At 65.0% G+C, this 18,897-nt stretch carries 19 protein-coding genes; 15 read left to right on the top strand and 4 right to left on the bottom strand.

The window, feature by feature from the left end; genetic code table 11:
* The 9 genes from RTQ46_RS22425 to RTQ46_RS22385 all read left to right on the top strand — a co-directional run bounded on the left by RTQ46_RS22425 (position 1) and on the right by RTQ46_RS22385 (position 9,809).
* On the top strand, positions 1-624 hold the full coding sequence (locus tag RTQ46_RS22425) for a phosphatase PAP2 family protein (protein WP_312439801.1): 624 nt from the start codon (positions 1-3) through the stop codon (positions 622-624).
* On the top strand, positions 621-1,742 hold the full coding sequence (locus tag RTQ46_RS22420; RefSeq protein WP_312439800.1) for a sterol desaturase family protein: 1,122 nt from the start codon (positions 621-623) through the stop codon (positions 1,740-1,742). Before RTQ46_RS22425 ends, RTQ46_RS22420 begins: the two co-directional genes overlap by 4 nt.
* Positions 1,739-2,854: an acyl-CoA desaturase gene (locus RTQ46_RS22415; RefSeq protein ID WP_312439799.1), complete on the top strand. Its 1,116-nt coding sequence runs from the start codon at positions 1,739-1,741 to the stop codon at positions 2,852-2,854. The genes RTQ46_RS22420 and RTQ46_RS22415 overlap by 4 nt, the downstream gene beginning before the upstream one ends.
* Before the next feature lie 80 nt (positions 2,855-2,934).
* Positions 2,935-3,495, top strand: a complete 561-nt coding sequence (locus RTQ46_RS22410; RefSeq protein WP_312439798.1) for a GbsR/MarR family transcriptional regulator — start codon at positions 2,935-2,937, stop codon at positions 3,493-3,495.
* The gene (locus RTQ46_RS22405; RefSeq protein WP_312439797.1) at positions 3,492-4,136 is read left to right on the top strand and encodes a DUF4166 domain-containing protein; all 645 of its coding nucleotides are present in this window, start codon (positions 3,492-3,494) and stop codon (positions 4,134-4,136) included. The genes RTQ46_RS22410 and RTQ46_RS22405 overlap by 4 nt, the downstream gene beginning before the upstream one ends.
* Positions 4,133-5,596: a TIGR01777 family oxidoreductase gene (locus RTQ46_RS22400; RefSeq protein ID WP_312439796.1), complete on the top strand. Its 1,464-nt coding sequence runs from the start codon at positions 4,133-4,135 to the stop codon at positions 5,594-5,596. The genes RTQ46_RS22405 and RTQ46_RS22400 overlap by 4 nt, the downstream gene beginning before the upstream one ends.
* Positions 5,597-5,638: 42 nt before the next feature.
* The gene (locus RTQ46_RS22395; RefSeq protein ID WP_312439795.1) at positions 5,639-7,027 is read left to right on the top strand and encodes an ethanolamine ammonia-lyase subunit EutB; all 1,389 of its coding nucleotides are present in this window, start codon (positions 5,639-5,641) and stop codon (positions 7,025-7,027) included.
* 71 nt (positions 7,028-7,098) lie between these two features.
* Positions 7,099-8,568, top strand: a complete 1,470-nt coding sequence (locus tag RTQ46_RS22390) for a pyridoxal-dependent decarboxylase (RefSeq protein ID WP_312439794.1) — start codon at positions 7,099-7,101, stop codon at positions 8,566-8,568.
* 8 nt (positions 8,569-8,576) lie between these two features.
* Entirely contained in the window at positions 8,577-9,809 is a 1,233-nt protein-coding gene (locus RTQ46_RS22385) for a RimK family alpha-L-glutamate ligase (RefSeq protein WP_312439793.1), read from the top strand.
* A 1-nt stretch (position 9,810) separates the two neighbouring features.
* Here RTQ46_RS22385 and RTQ46_RS22380 read toward each other — a convergent pair whose 3' ends face one another.
* A complete protein-coding gene (locus RTQ46_RS22380; protein ID WP_312439792.1) occupies positions 9,811-10,746 on the bottom strand; it encodes a hypothetical protein in 936 nt (311 codons plus the stop codon).
* Positions 10,747-10,809: 63 nt separating this feature from the next.
* Here RTQ46_RS22380 and eutC point away from each other — a divergent pair, with 63 nt between their 5' ends.
* Positions 10,810-11,586, top strand: coding sequence for an ethanolamine ammonia-lyase subunit EutC (eutC, locus tag RTQ46_RS22375; RefSeq protein ID WP_312439791.1), 777 nt, complete (start codon positions 10,810-10,812; stop codon positions 11,584-11,586).
* A gap of 85 nt (positions 11,587-11,671) precedes the next feature.
* On the opposite strand, the gene tsaD is transcribed toward eutC, so the two are convergent.
* Positions 11,672-12,712 (bottom strand): tRNA (adenosine(37)-N6)-threonylcarbamoyltransferase complex transferase subunit TsaD, encoded by a 1,041-nt coding sequence (gene tsaD, locus RTQ46_RS22370; RefSeq protein ID WP_312439790.1) that lies wholly within the window; start codon positions 12,710-12,712, stop codon positions 11,672-11,674.
* A 209-nt stretch (positions 12,713-12,921) separates the two neighbouring features.
* Between tsaD and RTQ46_RS22365 the strand changes: the two genes are divergently transcribed.
* A complete protein-coding gene (locus RTQ46_RS22365) occupies positions 12,922-13,329 on the top strand; it encodes a nitrite reductase (NAD(P)H) small subunit (RefSeq protein ID WP_312439789.1) in 408 nt (135 codons plus the stop codon).
* 156 nt (positions 13,330-13,485) lie between these two features.
* Here RTQ46_RS22365 and RTQ46_RS22360 read toward each other — a convergent pair whose 3' ends face one another.
* Both RTQ46_RS22360 and RTQ46_RS22355 read right to left on the bottom strand, forming a co-directional pair.
* Positions 13,486-14,547, bottom strand: a complete 1,062-nt coding sequence (locus RTQ46_RS22360; protein ID WP_312439788.1) for a 3-deoxy-7-phosphoheptulonate synthase — start codon at positions 14,545-14,547, stop codon at positions 13,486-13,488.
* 117 nt (positions 14,548-14,664) lie between these two features.
* Positions 14,665-15,336 carry a hypothetical protein gene (locus RTQ46_RS22355; protein WP_312439787.1) on the bottom strand — a complete coding sequence of 224 codons (672 nt, stop codon included), beginning with the start codon at positions 15,334-15,336 and terminating at the stop codon, positions 14,665-14,667.
* 137 nt (positions 15,337-15,473) lie between these two features.
* Here RTQ46_RS22355 and ybiB point away from each other — a divergent pair, with 137 nt between their 5' ends.
* The 4 genes from ybiB to RTQ46_RS22335 all read left to right on the top strand — a co-directional run bounded on the left by ybiB (position 15,474) and on the right by RTQ46_RS22335 (position 18,803).
* Positions 15,474-16,469: a DNA-binding protein YbiB gene (gene ybiB, locus RTQ46_RS22350; RefSeq protein WP_312439786.1), complete on the top strand. Its 996-nt coding sequence runs from the start codon at positions 15,474-15,476 to the stop codon at positions 16,467-16,469.
* A gap of 91 nt (positions 16,470-16,560) precedes the next feature.
* On the top strand, positions 16,561-17,775 hold the full coding sequence (locus tag RTQ46_RS22345; protein WP_312439785.1) for an NAD(P)/FAD-dependent oxidoreductase: 1,215 nt from the start codon (positions 16,561-16,563) through the stop codon (positions 17,773-17,775).
* A 182-nt stretch (positions 17,776-17,957) separates the two neighbouring features.
* A complete protein-coding gene (gene rpsU / locus RTQ46_RS22340) occupies positions 17,958-18,170 on the top strand; it encodes a 30S ribosomal protein S21 (RefSeq protein WP_008451879.1) in 213 nt (70 codons plus the stop codon).
* A 180-nt stretch (positions 18,171-18,350) separates the two neighbouring features.
* On the top strand, positions 18,351-18,803 hold the full coding sequence (locus tag RTQ46_RS22335) for a GatB/YqeY domain-containing protein (RefSeq protein ID WP_312439784.1): 453 nt from the start codon (positions 18,351-18,353) through the stop codon (positions 18,801-18,803).
* The last annotated feature ends 94 nt before the right edge of the window (positions 18,804-18,897 follow it).

Genomic DNA, 18,897 nt, shown 5'->3' with positions numbered 1-18,897 from the left:
ATGACCATTTTTGTACGTTTGCTGCATTTGCTGGCCGGCTGGGGCAGCGTCGGCCTGGTGTATTTTTCCAGCGATCTGCTGCAGGGGAAGGGTGTGCTGCTGCCCGAGACCTTTGTCGACCGCGCGATTGCCTACAGTGACGCGGCCATCTGGCTGTATCTGTCCTTCTTTATCCTGATTCCCTACACCTACCTGGTGGCCACGCCGCAGCGTGTACGCTGGCTGGCGCGCGCCATGGCCATCTCGGCACTGATGTGCGGCGTCGTCTTCCTGCTGTACCCGACCACGCTCGCGTATCCGCCGGTCGGCGACGGCATGGGCTGGAGCACGCAGATGCTGCGCATGCTGCAGGCAGCCGATTCCACGCAAAACTGCCTGCCGTCGCTGCATGGCGCCTTGACCCTGCTGTGCGTATGGGCGCTGTGTGAGCGCGCCTTTCCGGTGCGCTCGGTGCTGGCCGTGGTGCTGGGGCTGGGCATCTGCTATGCGATTATCGCGCTGCGCCGGCATGTCAGCATCGACCTGGCTGCCGGCCTGCTGGTCGGCATGGCGGGCGGCGCGCTGGCGAAAATGCGCGTATCCTGCGCAGATCGTCGCGACATTTCTGCGGAAATTGCCCCATGACTCTCAATCCTTTTGCCCTGACTTTCGTCATCATGCTCGCCTTTGTGCTGGCCGAACTCTTGATACTCAAATGGGTACGCAAGACGCCGGTGCCATGGAAGGACGTGATCTTCAACCTCAATTCCGGCCATATCCTGATGTGGGTATTTCGCGGCGTGGAAGTGGCCGCCTTTGCGCTGCTGCTGCGCCACGCCAACCTGCATATCGTCGACCAGTGGCCGGTCGCCGCCCAATGGCTGTTCGCGTTTGTCGCCTGGGACCTGTGCTTTTACTGGATGCACCGCTTGCACCACAAGATTCCGCTGCTGTGGGCCGTGCACGTGGTGCACCACCAGGGCGAACACTTCAACCTGTCGCTGGGCGTGCGCAATTCCTGGTACTCGTCGCTGACCAATTTTCCGTTTATCGCCATCCTTGCCGTGCTGGGCCTGCCGCTGGAGATCTTTGTCGTCATCTCGTCGCTGCATTACTCGGTGCAGTTCTACAACCACAATGCGCTGGTCAACAAGTCCGGCATCCTGGACAAGATCATGGTCACGCCGTCGCATCACCGCGTCCATCACGGCACCGACAAGCGCTATATCAACCGCAATTTCGGCGGCACCCTGCTGTTGTGGGACAAGCTGTTCGGCAGCTTCCAGCCGGAGCTGGACGGCGTGGAAATGCGCTATGGCGTGAAAGGCACGACGCCGACCCATAATCCGCTGTTGGCCAGCAACGGCAAATTGTTCAAGTGGCTGCGCGCGCGCTTTCCCGACTGGCAGTCGCGCGGCATATTCAATGTGCCCGAGCTGTATATCGGCATCGGCGGCGTGATCCTGTTTGGCCTGGTGATCTATTACGTCAACCATGAAGCGGCATGGACCGCCGCGCAGCAGGCCACGCTGTTTGCGCTGATCTTTGCCGGCACGCTGGCGCTGGGTGGCCTGTCGGACGCGCGCCGCTGGGGCGCGCTGGCCTGGGTCGCGATCTGCCTGGTGCTGCCGCTGCTGTTCCTGTTCTGGTACGGCGCGCGCGACGCCTGGGGCGTGGTGTGCATGGGACTGTTGCTGGTGCATGGCCTCGATGGCGCGCGCCGGCTGTGGTGGCCGGCACACCAGGAGGGCACGCGCGCATGACGGCACCGAAGTCCTTGCCACCGCTGCGTTTTCAGCCTGCACGCGATTCCGCCTTCCGGCGCGAGCTGCGCGAGCGGGCCGACGCCTATCTGGCCGCATCGGCCACGCACCGCTTTGCCGACTGGCGCATGCATGCCAAGGCTGCGGCCTTGACGGCGCTCGCTGCGCTGCTGTACCTGCTGGCCCTGAACGCCGCCACGTCCCCCGGTTTTGTGGCCTGCTATGTCGCCAGCGTGGTCACGGCCATGGTGCTGGCCATGAACAGCCTGCACGACGGCGCGCACAGCGCCATGTTCCGGCGCGGCGCGCTGAACCGCCTGCTGACCCGGCTGGTCAGCGTGCCGGTGGGCGTGGACATGGATTTCTGGACCATCCGCCATGTGCACTTCCATCATACCTACGCCAATGTCGAAGGCTATGACCTCGACACGGAACCGAATCCGTTCCTGCGCCAGACGCCATACCAGAACTGGTCGCCGCAATACCGCTATCAATACCTGTACTGGCCCGTGATCGCCGCCCTGTCGCTGCCTTACCTGAACTGGTACGGCGACTGGCTGGACCGCTTCGGCAAGACGCCGGTGGCGGTGCACAGCAAACTGCAGGGCTGGCGCGGCTGGATGGTCTTCCTCGGCTGGAAGCTGGCGCACCTGGCGCTGGTGCTGGCCGTCCCGATCTGGGTGGTGCACGGCCATGGCATCGGCTGGGGAGTGGTGCTGGGCGCGTACCTGCTGGGCCAGATGATCGCCTCGTGCGTGCTGGTGGCGCTGATCCTGGGCACGCACTGGGCCGAAGTCGATTTCTTCCAGCCCGGCGAAGACGGCACCATGCCGCACGACTGGTACCAGCACACCTTTTATACGGCCTGCGACTGGACGCCGAAGCCGCGCGCCTTGCGCTGGCTCGGGTACTGGCTCGGAGGCCTGAACCTGCACCTGACGCATCATCTGTTCCCGACCTGGAACCACCGCCACTACCCGGCGCTGGCGCGCATCATTGCCGAACTGGCGCCGCGCCACGGGCTGACCTACCGCGAGATCGGCTACCTGCAGCTGCACGCCTCGCAGCAGCAGTTCCTGAAAGCCATGGGCCAGCCGCCGGCATCGTTGTAACGAATCGCGCTTGACTCGGTTTTCTTACTGTCTTACATTTCTGTAACGACAGAAATAAGAGAAAGCAAGGAATAGAGCGCATGGAACTGAGTCCAACTACGCAAAAGTACATCCTCCATTGGGGCGAGATGGGCACCCGCTGGGGCGTCAACCGCACCGTGGCGCAGATCCATGCGCTGCTGTTCCTGGCCAATGAGCCGCTGACGGCGGAAGATATCGCGGCCAGCCTGAACGTGGCGCGCTCGAATGTCAGCAACAGCCTGAAGGAACTGCAAAGCTGGGGCCTGGTGCGTGTCGCGCACGTGATGGGAGACCGGCGCGACCACTTCGTGGCGCTGCAGGATGTGTGGGAAATCTTCCGCGTCATCATGGAAGAGCGCAAGCGGCGCGAGATCGATCCCACCCTCACCGTGCTGCGCGAATGCGCGATCGAAGGCGAACATGATGCGGCGATTCCCCCTGCCACGTTGGCGCGCATGGGCGAAGTGCTGGCCTTCCTGGAAATGCTCAGCAGTACCTACAGCGACTACAAGAACCTGCCGCCGGCGACCCTGCAGCGCATGCTGTCGATGGGCGGCAAGGTGGCCAAATTCCTCAGTCCCGACGACAAGCCGGCCAAGGCGAAAAAGGCCAGGCCATGAACAGCCCATCCGAAGGAGAGCTGTTCAAGAAGGTGATGGGTGCCGAATGGCAAACCCTGCATCCCGATATCCGCCGCCGCTTCGAGAAAAATCCCGCGCCGGGCCAGCCGCTGTACTACCGGGGCGAGCTCAGTGAACTCAGTTGTTCGCGCCTGGGCAAGCTGCTGGGCTGGATCACGCGGCCGTTTATCAACGGCGCGCTGATCCCCCATAACGACACGGATTTCCCGGTCGATATCGAGGTCTACTCGCGTCCCGGCTGCCCGTTCATCTTCAAGCAGCGCACCTACCGCCTGCATGGCAGGGAACCGATCCGGTTTACCTCGTACATGGCCGAAAGCGAGAAGGGCGAGGTGCTCGAATATGTGGGCATGGGGCTGGGCATGAAGCTGGTGCTCGATGTGCGCGAAGGGAATCTGTACTTCACCAGCGACGGCTATTTTTGGGATCTGTTCGGCTGGCGCCTGCCGCTGCCCGGCCTGCTCACGCCCGGCAAGACCTATCTGTGCCACCGCAACGACAATGCGCAGCAGTTCAATATCCGCATCGAGATCCGCCACGCGCTGTTCGGCACCACCTTTACCCAGGTCGGTGTGTTTCGCGAAACGACGGCCCCCGACAACCACAAGGACACACCATGAATACCCATCTGCTGGCCCTGCAACTGATGGCGGCGCAAGGCTGCCTGGGCGCCTTTGACACCATCTACCACCATGAAATCACCGAAGCGCTGCCGCAAAAAAAATCGGCACGGCTCGAACTGACGATCCACTCGATCCGCGCGCTGATCTACAGCGTGCTGTTTGCCGGCCTGTCGTCCTGGGAATGGCACGGTGCCTGGGCCTGGGTGCTGGTGATCGTCTTCAGCGTGGAGATCGTGCTGACCTTGTGGGACTTCGTGGTCGAAGACCGCACGCGCCTGCTGCCGGCCACCGAGCGTGTCACGCATACGGTACTGGCGATCAATGCGGGCGCGTTTATTGCGCTGCTGGCCCTGAACAGCGCCGACTGGGCCGGCCTGCCGACGGCATTGGTCTGGCAGCCGTATGGCTGGCTCAGCGTGTTCCTGGCGCTGTGCGGCATTGGCGTGGGCCTGTCCGGCCTGCGCGACGGCTATGCGGCCTGGCAGCTGGGCCGGCGCGTGGCGCAGGACGAAAGGCAAACGGAACAACCGTCCTTTGCCACGACGCCGCAGCAGGTGCTGGTGACGGGCGCCACCGGCTTTATCGGCCAGCAGCTGGTGCAGGCCTTGCTGGCCGACGGCCACCAGGTGACGGTGCTGACGCGCCAGGCCAAACAGGCGGCGTGGACTTTTGACGGCAAGGTACGCTGCATGACCAGCATGGCCGATCTGCGTGACGATGAGCATATCGATATGGTGGTCAACCTGGCCGGCGCGCGCATCGTCGGGCATCGCTGGACGGAAGCGCGCAAGGCGGCGCTGCGCCGCAGCCGCGTGGCGCTGACGCAGGAGGTGATCGCCTGGATCGCCCGCGCCGCGCACAAGCCGCGCGTGCTGCTGTCGGCGTCGGCCATCGGCTACTACGGCGTGCAGCCGCAGGGCGACGATACGGAGCTCGGCGAGGACAGTCCGCCACAGGCGATTTTCATGTCGCAGCTGTGCAGCGAATGGGAAGCGGCGGCGCGCACGGCGCAGCAATACGGCGTGCAGGTTGGCTGCATGCGTTTCGGCCTGGTGTTCGGCCACCAGGGTTCGCTGCCGCAGATGCTGCTGCCGATCCGCCTGGGCGTGGGCGGCCCGCTGGGCAGCGGCCGCCAGTGGCTGTCGTGGGTGCATGTGCAGGATGTCATTCGCGGCATCGCGCACCTGGCGCGCCGCAGCGAAAATGGCGGCGTCGATGGCGCGTACAACTTCTGTGCACCGCAGGCTATGCGCCAGGGTGCATTTGCCAGGGTGGCGGGCAGGGTGCTGCACCGTCCATCGTTCATGCCGACGCCGGCCTTCGTCATGCGCGCGCTGCTGGGCGAACAGGCCGACCTGCTGGTCGAAGGCCAGCGCGTGGCGCCGCGCCGGCTGCTGGCCGACGGCTTCGTGTTTCGCCATCCCGAGGTCGAGGGTGCGCTGCGCAGCCTGGAGTAAGGCCGTGCAGGCGTAGAATGATGGTCACGGGAGGATAGCCTGATGACGGAATATGCGCATACGCTGGGAAGCATGGTCTACCGCTTCCGCGACCTGAAGGACTTGCTGGCCAAGGCCACGCCGCTGCGCTCGGGCGATGTGCTGGCCGGCGTGGCGGCGGCCAGCGCGCAGGAGCGGGTGGCCGCGCAGATGGCGCTGGCGGACCTGCCCCTGAGCGTGTTCCTGAACGAGGCGCTGGTGCCGTACGAGCGCGACGAAGTCACGCGCCTGATCATCGACACGCATGACCGCGCCGCGTTTGCACCCATCGCCCATCTGTGCGTGGGCGAGCTGCGCGACTGGCTGCTCGGCGATGCGGCCGACAGCGCGGCGCTGGCGTCGGTGGCGCGCGGCATTACGCCGGAAATGGCGGCGGCGGTGTCAAAACTCATGCGCCTGCAGGACCTGGTGCTGGTGGCGCGCAAATGCCGCGTCGTCACCGCCTTTCGCAATACGCTGGGGCTGGAAGGACGGCTGGCCACGCGCCTGCAGCCGAACCACCCGAGCGATGACGCCACCGGCATTGCCGCCTCGATCGTCGATGGCCTGATGTATGGCAGCGGCGACGCCGTGATCGGCATCAATCCGGCCACCGACAATCTGGCGCAAGTCGTCTCGCTGCTGCACCTGCTCGATGGCGTGATCGGCCAGTACGATATTCCCACCCAGTCCTGCGTGCTGACGCATGTCACCAATACCATCGAGGCGATACGGCGCGGCGCGCCGGTCGACCTGGTGTTCCAGTCGGTGGCTGGCACCGAGGCGGCCAACCGCAGCTTTGGCATCGACCTGGCGTTGCTGGCTGAAGGCCGGGCGGCGGCGCTGTCGCTGCGGCGCGGCACGGTGGGCAACAACGTGATGTATTTCGAGACGGGGCAGGGCAGCGCGCTGTCGGCCGGCGCGCACCACGGCATGGATCAGCAGACCTGCGAAGCGCGCGCGTATGCAGTGGCGCGAGCATATGCGCCGCTGCTGGTCAATTCGGTGGTGGGCTTTATCGGCCCCGAATACCTGTACGACGGCAAGCAGATCATCCGCGCCGGCCTGGAAGACCATTTCTGCGCCAAGCTCCTGGGCCTGCCCATGGGCTGCGACGTCTGCTATACCAACCATGCGGAAGCGGACCAGGATGACATGGACGTGCTGCTTACCATGCTGGGCGCGGCCGGCTGCAATTTCGTGATGGGCGTGCCCGGCGCGGACGACATCATGCTCGGTTACCAGAGCACCTCGTTCCACGACGCGCTGTATGCGCGCCGCGTGCTGGGCCTGGGCGCGGCGCCCGAGTTCGAGGCGTGGCTGGCGCGCATGCGCATCACCGACGCTGGTGGCCACTTGTCCGCTCAACTGGCGCCCGCCTTCCAGGCCGCGCTCAAGCGGCTGGCCAGGTAACAGATGTAAATGGCGCCCTGGCTGGTCATGCCGGTGCGATAATCATTTCTCACTTTTCTAGCGATGCCATCATGCTGCCACCCGATCCCGCCTCTGTCCCGGATTCGCTCGACCCGCAGACTCCCGAAGAATGGGACGCCTTTCGCGCGCAAAGCCACCGCATGCTCGACGACATGCTCGACTACGCGCAGCAGATCCGCCAGCGGCCCGTCTGGCAGCCGGCGCCCGCTGCGGCGCGCGCCAGCTTTGCCGGGCCGCTGCCACGCGCACCGGGCGAGCTGGCCGAGGCCCATGCCACCTTCATGCAGGACGTGCTGCCGTATGCGGTCGGCAATGTCCATCCCGGCTTCATGGGCTGGGTGCATGGCGGCGGCACGCCGGTCGGCATGCTGGCCGAGATGCTGGCGGCAGGCCTGAACGCCAATGTGGGCGGACGCAGCCAGATGCCGGTGGAGGTGGAGCGCCAGATCTGCCGCTGGATGCGCGAGCTGTTCGGCTTTCCCGATACGGCCAGCGGCGTGTTCGTCACCGGCACTTCGATGGCCAACCTGATGGGCGTGCTGGTGGCGCGCACGCAGGCGCTGGGCGTGGTGGCGCGCCAGGATGGGCTGAAAAACGCGCCGCTGGTGGCCTATGCCTCGGCCGGCGCCCACGGCTGCATCGCGCAGGCGATGGATCTGTCGGGCCTTGGTACCGCGTCCTTGCGCCGCATCGCTGTCAATGCGCAGCAGCAGATGGATATGAGCGCGCTGGCACAGGCGATTGCGCAGGACCGGGCGGCCGGCCTGAAACCGTTCTTTATCGTCGGCACGGCCGGCACTGTCGACACGGGCGCCATCGATGATCTGGCCGCGCTGGCCGTGCTGGCGGCGCGCGAAAAGCTGTGGTTCCATGTCGATGGCGCGTATGGCGCGCTGGGCATGCTGTCGCCGGAGGTCGCGCCGCTGCTGGCCGGGATCGAGCTGGCCGATTCGCTCGCCTTTGATTTTCACAAATGGGGCCAGGTGCCGTATGACGCGGGCTATCTGCTGGTGCGCGACGGCGCGCGCCATATGGCGGCGTTTGCCGCGCCGGCCGCCTACCTTCGCCGCGAAGCGCGCGGGCTGGCCGGCGGCTCGCCGTGGCCGTGCGACTTCGGCCCCGACCTGTCGCGCGGCTTTCGCGCGCTGAAAACCTGGTTCACCTTCAAGGTGCATGGCGCCGAACGCATGGGGGCGGCTATCGCCCATACCTGCGCGCTGGCGCGCTACCTGGCCGAGCGCGTGCAGGCCACGCCGGAACTCGAACTGCTGGCGCCTGTAAGCCTCAATATCGTCTGCTTCCGCCACCGCGGCCTGCCGCAGGGCGACAGCGACGCCTTCAATGGCGAGATCGTGGCGGACCTGCATGAATCGGGCATCGCCGCGCCATCCTCCACCACCATCGATGGCCAGCTGGCGATCCGCGCCGCCATCGTCAACCACCGCACGCGCGCCGCCGATATCGACGCATTGATCGACGCCGTGCTGCGTTTCGGCGCCGCGCGCCTGTCCAGACACTGAAGATGCCCATGCACGATCTGATGCACCATGCCGCCACACCGTACGCACCGCTGATCGGCCTCGCGCCCCTGATGCGCGTCGCCTTTCTGCAGCAGGACCTGGCGCCACTCGGCGAAGCGCTGCTGGCGCGCGCCCAGGCCCATCCCGACGATGCGCACGCGTACCTCGATTTTTCCACCGTGCTGCAGCTCAAAGGCCAGCGCGAGCTGGCGCTGGCGGTGCAGGCGCAGGCGATCGAGCTGCAGCAGTGGTATTCCCTGCCGGCGCAGGCGCCGGAGTCCGGCCCCGGCATGCGCGTGCTGGTGGTAATGGGACCGGGCGACCTGATGTCGAATACGCCGATCGAATTCCTGGTCGAGCAGTCCGACGTGGCACTCGACCTGCTGTACCTGACGGCCGACGGCCCGTTTCCAGAAGAAGTGCCCGAGCACGACGTGCTGCTGGTGGCGGTGGCCGAGTCGGATGCGAACCAGCCCCTGCTGGCGCGCCTGGTGCCGTTCCTGCTTGACTGGCCGCGGCCCGTGGTCAACCGGCCCGAGCAGATCGTGCATACTTCGCGCGACGGCCTGTGCAACCGCCTGCAGGACGTGCCTGGCGTGGCCATGCCGCGCACGGCGCGATTGAGCCGCGCGCAGCTGCAGGCGTTGGCCACCGGCGAGCTGCAGGTCGACGCGCTGCTGCCCGGCGACGATTTTCCGCTGATCGTGCGCCCGCTCGGCTCCCACGCGGGCCATGACCTCGAGCGCATGGCCAGCGCCGGCGAGCTGCACGCCTACCTGGAAAAAGTCGGTGCCGAACGCTTTTATATCGCGCGCTTTGTCGACTACCGCAATGACGACGGCCAGTACCGCAAATACCGCATTGCGCTGATCGACGGCCGGCCATATATCTGCCACTTTGCCGTGTCGTCGCACTGGATGATCCATTACCTGAACGCGGGCATGGACGAAAGCGCGGTCAAGCGCGAGGAAGAGGCGCGGATCATGGCGCACTTCGACGAGCAGTTCGCGCGCCGCCATGCGCAGGCTTTTGCTGCCATCGATGCGCGCATGCTGATGCCGTATCTGGGCATCGACTGCGCCGAAACGCGCGACGGCGAGCTGCTGGTATTCGAAGCGGACAACGCGATGATCGTGCATGCGATGGACGCCGAAGAGATGTATCCGTACAAGCGCCCGGCCATGCAGAAAGTGTTTGCGGCGTTTCGCGCCATGCTGGCAAGGGCGGCTAGCGGCGCCTGATTTACTGTCCCAGCAGCCGCTCCAGCAGCGCGCGCTTGCCGGCGCTGCGCGGCGACTCCCAGTAGCCGCCGAACTGCAGCAGCAGCTCGCCATTGCGCTCGATGCGGATCGCCTGCGGCTTGCCCAGCAGGACGGCGTGTACATAGCTGGCAAACGATTCGGCAAAGTCTTCATGCGCGCTGGTGGCCGCATACAGCGTGGCAAAATTTGCGCCCTGCAGCTGGCGGTAGGCATCGGTCATCTGGCTGGCGGCCAGCCGCGCGCCATGGTAGTAGACGATGTCCGGGCGCAGCGGGAAGTCATTCTCCGCCAGCGGCACGACGCTTTTTTCATCAAGAATCTGCCAGGCCAGCGGCAGATAGTGATAGTCGCCGGCATCGCGCAGCGACTGCGCATCGAGCCACCAGTCGTGCAGGAGGCTGCGCCCGGCGGACAGCACATGACCGAATTCATGCAGCAGCAGGTATTGCAGCGCGCCCTGGCGCGTGTCGTCGTCGGGCAGCGCGATCTGCGCGGTCAGGGTCAAACCCGCTTCGGGTGCGAATGGCGTATTTTCCTTCCAGCTGGCCCACGCATTGGCCGTGCGCGATTCGAACGCATCGACGTCGAGCGCCACCACCACGCCCAGGATCACGCCTTCGCCAGTGACGACGATATCGCTGATGGCCGACGACCCCAGCTGGCGCGCAAAGCGCACGCCCAGCAGCACGCCGTCGAGCAGCGCCTGCACGGATTGCGGCATGCCGGCGATCGCCGCGCGCACGTCGGCTTCAAAGGCGGCGTCCACTGCGGCCGAGGACGGGCGCTCGGGCACGTCCATGGCAAGATTGACCTGCGTGACGTGATGGATGATTTCATCCTGCGCGGGACCGAGGCGCTCGAGCAGCGGCAAATCGTATGACTGGTCCCACAGCACGGCGTCGGCGGCAACGATCATGGCGTTCCTTGGTGATATGCTGATGCGCAGTGTAGCAAGATTCCATCACCACGGGAGCAAGCCATGGCCAGCAGCGACACCCTCGTCACCGACAATCCCTGGCAAGCCTTGCGCCGCCACACGCAGGCGCGCATCGCGCTGGGGCGCACTGGCGTCAGCATGCCCACTTCCAGGCAGCTGGCCTTCCAGCTGGCGCACGCGCAGGCGCGCGACGCGGTACACCTGGAACTCGATGCGCGGGCGCTGGCCAGCCGGGAGCCGGGCAGCCTCGCCCTGCACAGCGCCGCCGCCACGCGCGCCATCTATTTGCAGCGGCCCGACCTGGGACGGCGGCTCGATGACGCCTCGCGAGAGCGCCTGGCAGGCGGTCCGCAAGGAGCCGACCTGGCGCTGGTGGCCTGTGACGGCCTGTCGGCGCTGGCCATCGAGCGCCATGTGGCGCCGTTCCTGGCGGCGCTGCGCGAGCGGCTGGCGCTGGAAGCGTGGACGGTCTCGCCCCTTGTCATCGTGGTGCAGGGGCGGGTGGCGGCCGGCGACGAAGTGGGGGAATTATTGAAAGCGCGCGCCGTGCTGGTGCTGATCGGCGAGCGCCCGGGCCTGAGTTCGCCAGACAGTCTGGGCCTGTACCTGACATGGGCGCCGAAAGTGGGCCTGCTCGACGACAGCCGCAACTGCATCTCCAACGTGCGCCCCGAAGGCATGCCGTACGCGCAGGCGGCGTACCGGCTGCACTACCTGCTGTCGCAGGCGTTTGCCAGGCAGCTGTCGGGGGTGGGGTTGAAGGATGAGACGGTGGAGCAGGAAGGCGGGGGGCCGGGGCGGAATTTTTTGCTGGAGTAACCCAACGGCAAGGACTGGGGTCGGACGGGGACGCCGAGTCCCTCAGGGTCCGACCCCAGCCTTTCGCTTTGGGTTTCGGGTTAAATCAGATTTCCCGAATTTCATCCAGCGCCCAGCGCGGCCTGACATTGAACGCATAATCGCGCTTGGCCGCATTGGGGTTGATCTGCAGCCGCATGGCGCCGGCAAAGGCGATCATGGCGCCGTTATCGGTACAGAATTCCAGCTCCGGGTAGTACACCTTGAAGCGTTTTTTTGCTGCCGCCGCGTTGAGCGCGGCGCGCAGCTGGGCGTTGGCGCCCACGCCGCCGGCGATCACCAGCCGTTTCAGGCCCGTGTGCTTGAGGGCCGACACGCATTTGGCCGTCAGCACCTCGACGATGGCGTCGACAAAGCCGCGCGCGATATTCGCCTTGTCCTGTTCGCAGATATTGGCAATCACCTTTTCTTCATGGTTCTTCACCACCGTCAGCACGGCCGTTTTCAGGCCCGAAAAGCTGAAATTGAAGTCTTTCGAGTGCATCATCGGGCGCGGCAGCTTGTAGGCCAGCGGGTCGCCGAATTCGGCCAGACGCGAAATGGCCGGACCGCCGGGATAGCCCAGGCCCAGCAGCTTGGCCGACTTGTCGAACGCTTCGCCGGCCGCATCGTCGAGCGTTTCGCCCAGCAGCGTGTACTGGCCCACGCCGTCGACGCGCATCAGCTGCGTATGGCCGCCCGATACCAGCAGCGCGATAAACGGAAACTCGGGCGGCTCGGAGGCCAGCAATGGCGACAGCAGATGGCCTTCCAGGTGGTGGATGCCCAGCACCGGCTTGTCGATCGCCAGCCCCAGGCTGCAGGCCACCGAGGAGCCGACCAGCAGCGCGCCGGCCAGGCCGGGACCCTGCGTGTAGGCGATGGCATCGATCTGCGGCAGCGTGATGCCGGCCTTGGCCAGCGCTTCGTCGAGCAGCGGAATGGCGCGCCGGATATGGTCGCGCGAGGCCAGTTCGGGCACCACGCCGCCATATTGTTCGTGCATGGCCACTTGCGAATAGAGGGCATGCGACAGCAGGCCGCGGTCGGTGTCGTACAGGGCCAGGCCGGTTTCGTCACAGGAGGATTCGACGCCAAGAACAATCATGAAGGGTGCAAAGTAGGGGGAGTAATCCGCCATTGTAAAGGAAAGCCGGCACTCCGGTCTGGCGGCCGGCGCACCATTTCGGCGGCAGTGTGCACTTGCGCAGTGCGCCGGCAAGGCTGCCCGCGCGTGATTTCCCCGCGCCGGCGGCGTTTCAGGACTGGCACCGCTCTTGCTTATGGAAACAGATGCATTTCTCACGGGAGCTTGTGATGCCAGAACAATGGAAAATGATTTGCCGCCTCAAGGACATGCCCCTGGCGGGCGCGCGCATGGTCCAGCGCGGCCTGGCCTGGCAGGACCTGCCGGGCGTGGCGCTGTTTCGCGCGGCCGACGATACCGTCTACGCGCTGCTCGACACCGTCCCTTGCCTGGGCGGCCCGCTGGCGCATGGCGTGTTGATGGACAAGAACCTGATGGGACCGAAGAACAGCTGGATCATCGAGCTCGATTCGGGCCGCCTGGTCGCGCCCGTGCAGGGCATGGCGCGCCTGTACACGGTACGCATCATGGACGGGCGCATCTACCTGGATCTGAAGGAGTTGAACGTCCCGGCCAGCAAGGCCGAGCAGGCGCTGGCCGGCTCGTATGCGCTGCTGCCGCATGTGCAGATGGCGTGAGTTGGCCTTGATGTTGCTTATGGTTGCTTGTGTCCCCGGTGGTGTCGGGTTACGCGCTGTGCGCTAACCCGACCTGCCCGACCTGCGCGCGTGCATTCGCAGGTCGGATCGGGCCCGCCGGGCCGTCAGCCGACAACATTGTTGGCCTGGCTCGTATTACGCCGGACGATTCAGCAAATGCGCATGCGCATCGCGCAGCATGGTGGCGGTGGTATCCCAGTCGATGCAGCCGTCGGTGACCGAGCAGCCATAGGTTAGCTGCGACAGGTCCTGCGGAATCTTCTGGTTGCCGCTGACGATATTCGATTCGATCATCACGCCCACCAGCGAGCGGTTGCCCTGCACGATCTGGTGGATGACGTCGGCCATCACCAGCGGCTGCAGTTCCGGTTTCTTGTAGCTGTTGGCGTGCGAGCAGTCGACCACCAGGTTGGCCGGCAGTTTGGCCTTGGCCAGTGCCTGTTCGGCGATTGCGATCGACACCGAATCGTAGTTCGGACGGCCGTCGCCGCCGCGCAGCACCACGTGGCCATAGGCGTTGCCGCGCGTGCGCACGATGGAGACATTGCCTTCGCCGTTAATGCCGAGGAAGGAGTGCGGGTGCGCCGACGACAGGATGGCGTTGACGGCGATGCTGATGTCGCCATCGGTGCCGTTCTTGAAGCCGACCGGCGTCGACAGGCCCGACGACATTTCGCGGTGCGTCTGCGATTCGGTGGTGCGCGCGCCAATCGCGGTCCAGGCGATCAGGTCGCCCAGGTACTGCGGCGAGATCGGGTCCAGCGCTTCGGTGGCGGTCGGCAGGCCCAGTTCGCACACGTCGAGCAGGAACTGGCGCGCCTTTTCCATGCCTTCGTTGACCTTGAACGAATCGTCCATGTACGGATCGTTGATATAGCCTTTCCAGCCCGTGGTGGTACGCGGTTTTTCGAAATACACGCGCATCACCAGCAGCATCGTGTCCTTGACTTCCTCCTGCAGCGCTTTCAGGCGGCGCGCGTAATCGAGGCCGGCCACCGGGTCGTGGATCGAGCACGGGCCGACCACCACGAACAGGCGCTGGTCCTTGCGGTCGATGATGTCGCGCAGCGCTTCGCGGCCGCGGTTGACGGTGTCGAAGGCGCTGGCCGACAGCGGCAGTCTGGCGTGCAGTTCGGCCGGCGTGGGCATCGGCGCGAAGGAAGTAACGTTGATATTTTCGATGTCTGGCGTATTCATGATTCGGGCTGGGCTTTCACTATGGCATTCTTTAAGACCCAATAGTGTAGCGGAAATGCGCCCTGGCGGCGGGCTGCGGGGCAAAACCCGCATGGTTCAGTTGCTTTCCAGGCTGCCTTAATGCGCGGGCGCGCCCTCGCTGAATGCCACCCGGGCGATGCGCCGGGGTTGTTCGCGCAGCTCGGGTGCCAGGCCCAGCTTCGGATGGCGCCGCACATGCGCCAGGATCACTTCCTCATGCTGGGCGATCTGCTGGTCGAGGCAAGCGAGCTGGCGCAGCAGCAAGGCATGCAGCGCCTGCTGGCCCGCCTGGCGGTGGCTGTCCAGGCGGGCGGCCTCCTGGTGGCGCACTTCCCGGATCGCGTGCAGGCGCGCCAGCCACAGCCGCAATTCCATATAGGCGGGCGAGGGCGGCGTCCAGCGCGGCGGCTGCACGCTGGCGGCATAGTGCGCCAGCAGGACGGCGCCTTCCGCATGGGCATCGAAGCGCTGCGCGTGCGCGAACCGCGCCAGCGCATCGGGGGACGCATCGCATACCTGCATGCCCATCAGGGCCAGGCTGCGCGCGGCCGTTTCGGTATGCGGCGCGTCCAGGCGCATGCACACGCGCAGGCCGGCCACTTCCACCTCGTTCCTGTGCAGCCAGCTGCGCAGGAAACGGTAGCCGGCCAGGTCGTTTTCCAGCACCTTGCACAGCAGTTCGTTGTTGCGCAGCAGCACTACCTTCAATTGCAGCTTGCTCGTTTCAATGCCGACCGCGGCCGGTTCATTGCCTGTTGCGTATCCCATGATGATCTCTCCCTTGTCTCCTTGTACGCAGCAGCACCGGCGGTGGATTCAGCTTGCGGCGTGATGTTGTTGATTTACAACGCCATCTGGCCCGGATGGGCTGCGAACGGGACGGCAAATCCGTGTAAGCTGGCGCCATGACTACTGTATCCATCCCCCATACCGACGTGGCCGGTGAGCCATTTCCAGCCGCCCGCTTCATCAAGGAAATCGGCCGCGGCAAGAACGGCGCGCGCAGCATGACGCGCGATGACGCCGCTGCGCTGTACCGCGCCATGCTGGACGGCCGTGTGTCCGACCTGGAACTGGGCGGCATTTTATTGTCGATGCGTATCAAGGGCGAATCGGTGGACGAGATTGCCGGCTTCCTGCAGGCGGCCGAAGCGTCGTTCGCACCCCTGCAGGCGCCAAGCGGGCACTACGCGCCGATCGTGATTCCCAGTTATAACGGCGCGCGCAAGATGGCCAATTTGACCGCCCTGCTGGCGCTGCTGCTGGCGCGCGCCGGCGCCCCGGTGCTGGTGCATGGCGTAACGCTCGATCCGGGCCGCGTCACCACCGCCGAGGTACTGGCCGCGCTGGGCGTGCCCGCCTGCGCCACGCACGCCGAAGCGCAGGCGGCCATGGCGCGCGGCGAGGTTTCCTTCATGCCGATCGCCGCGCTGGCACCCAAGCTGGCCTACATGCTGTCGCTGCGAAAAGTGCTGGGTGTGCGCAATTCCACCCATACCCTGGTCAAAATCATGCAGCCGTTCGCCGGCCCGGCGCTGCGCCTGGTGTCGTACACGCATCCGGAATACCTGGAAATGCTCGGTGAATATTTCATCACGGCCGCTCCCGCCGGGCGCGGTGACGCCTTCCTGATGCGCGGCACGGAAGGCGAGACGGTCGCCAACGCCAACAAGGCGCAGCAGATCGACTGGTTCCATGATACCGAGCGCACGGTGCTGGTGGAAAAGCAGTTGCAGGTCGAGCAATTGCCCGACCTGCCGCTGGAGCGCGACGCCGCCACCACCGCCGCCTGGATCAGACAGGTGCTGGCCGGCGAGGTTCCCGTGCCGCCCTCGATCGCCGAGCAGGTCGAACAATGTCTGATGGCATCAGGCAGGATCGCAGCATCGCGCGTCGCGTAGGTCGGATCAGGGCGCAGGCCGTAATCCGACAACCACCCCGCCACCGTTTACAATGCCGTCTTTGTAATCAGCAGCGACCGGAATAATTTATATGGCAAAACAATTTGATGTGGCAGTGATCGGCGCGGGCGCGGCCGGCATGATGTGTGCGGCAGTGGCCGCCCAGCAGGGCAAGCGCGTGGTGATCATCGATCATGCCGCCAAGCTGGCCGAAAAGATCCGCATCTCGGGCGGCGGGCGCTGCAATTTCACGAATATCCACGCCGGTCCGCAGCACTTCCTGTCGGAGAACCCGCACTTCTGCAAGAGTGCGCTGTCGCGCTACACGCCGCAGGATTTCCTGGCGCTGGTGAAAAAACACCGCATCGGCTACCACGAGAAGCACAAGGGCCAGCAGTTCTGCAACGAATCGGCCGAGCAGATCATCGAGATGCTCAAGGACGAGTGCGCCGGCGGCGGCGTGCACTGGCGCATGCCGTGCAAGATCGACAGCGTGGCGCAGCAGGATGACGGCGGCTTTCTGCTGCACACCGACAGCGGCGAGATCGAGGCGGCCAGTGTCGTGATCGCCACCGGCGGGCTGTCGATTCCGAAGATCGGCGCGACCGACTTTGCCTACCGCATCGCCAAACAATTTGACCTGAAGATGGTCGAGCCGCGTCCGGCGCTGGTGCCGCTGACGTTCGACCCTGCCAGCTGGGCGCCGTTTGCCGAACTGTCCGGCATCGCACTGGAAGTCGATGTGGAGACGGGCAGCCTGAAAGGGCGCAAGCCCACCGGTGCGCGCTTCCGCGAAGACTTGCTGTTTACCCATCGCGGCCTGTCCGGTCCGGCGATTTTGCAAATTTCCAGTTTCTGGCAGCCCGGCACGCCCATCGTCATCAACCTGCTGCCGGAAGTGGACGTGGCGCAAGTGCTGATCGAAGGCAAAGGCAGCCTGAAAAAGCAGCTGGGCAATATCGTCTCGCAGTGGCTGCCGGAGCGCCTGGCCGATTGCCTGCTGGCCGTCAATGGCCTGGCGGCCGACGCCCGCATCGCCGACATGCCGGACGCGCAGCTGCGCAAGCTGGGGCAGGCCATCAATGCCTGGTCCATCGTGCCGAACGGCTCGGAAGGCTACCGCAAGGCGGAAGTGACGCGCGGCGGCATCGATACGCGCGAGCTGTCGCAGCAGACCATGATGGCCAACAAGGTGCCGGGCCTGTACTTTATCGGCGAGTCGGTCGACGTGACGGGCTGGCTGGGCGGCTATAACTTCCAGTGGGCCTGGGCCTCGGGCGCGGCAGCCGGGGTGGCACTGCAATAACGATGTTGCGGTAGAATAAGGGGACGCCACAGCGCGTCCATTTATTTGCGTGGTTTACGCCACAGCCGCACGGCCCTCCCGGGCTGTAAACCAGGCGCAAGCAGGGAAGGGCTTCCCTTTCCTGATAAAAGCTGCTACTATCTACCTCTTCCTATACACCACCTCAACGGTTTGAATTTTACATGACCACTATTCGCCTTAAAGAAAACGAGCCGTTCGAAGTCGCAATGCGTCGCTTCAAACGCACCATCGAAAAAACGGGTCTGCTGACCGAATTGCGCGCACGCGAATTCTACGAAAAGCCAACAGCTGAGCGCAAGCGCAAGCTGGCAGCTGCTGTCAAGCGTCATTACAAACGCATCCGCAGCCAACAACTGCCGAAAAAATTATTCTAAGACTGTTCAGTCAGAACCAACCCGGGTAGCACGGCGCATTGTTCGCCACGGGTTTTGTTTTGATTCGCCTGAGGTACTGCTTCAGATGAGTCGCATACCCGCTCCGGTTCGCCGCAGCGGGTTTTCGCTTTTGTGGCCTGCACGTACGAGTCGCCAATAACACCAATAACGAGGATAGCCATGAGCCTGAAAGACCAAATTACCGAAGACATGAAAAATGCCATGCGCGCCAAGGACACCGGCAAGCTGGGCACGGTTCGCCTGCTGCTCGCCGAAATCAAGCGCAAGGAAGTCGACGAGCGCATCGAGCTGACGGACGCGCACGTGACGGCCATCGTTGAAAAAATGATCAAGCAGCGCAAGGATTCGATCACGCAGTTCGAAGCCGGCGGCCGCGCCGACCTGGCTGACATCGAAAAAGCCGAGCTGGTGCACCTGACCGGCTACATGCCTGCCGGCCTGTCGGACGACGAAGTGGCGGCGGAAGTGGCTGCCGCCGTGGCTGCCTCGGGCGCCGCCGGTCCGCAGGACATGGGCAAAGTGATGGCCATCGTCAAGCCGAAGCTGGCTGGCCGCGCCGACATGACCGTGGTGTCGGCCTTGGTGAAAAAAGCCCTGGCCCCAGCTGCCTGAGCCTGATCTGCAAGCCATAACGGCTGCCGGTGGACCCGCCGGCAGCCGCAGCGCCACACGTTGACCTGGATCAACATCCGGCCGCGTGCGGTAG

The sequence above is a fragment of the Janthinobacterium sp. genome (genome assembly GCF_031995485.1).
Lineage (GTDB): Bacteria > Pseudomonadota > Gammaproteobacteria > Burkholderiales > Burkholderiaceae_D > Janthinobacterium.
This window is presented reverse-complemented; position numbering and strand designations above follow the sequence as displayed.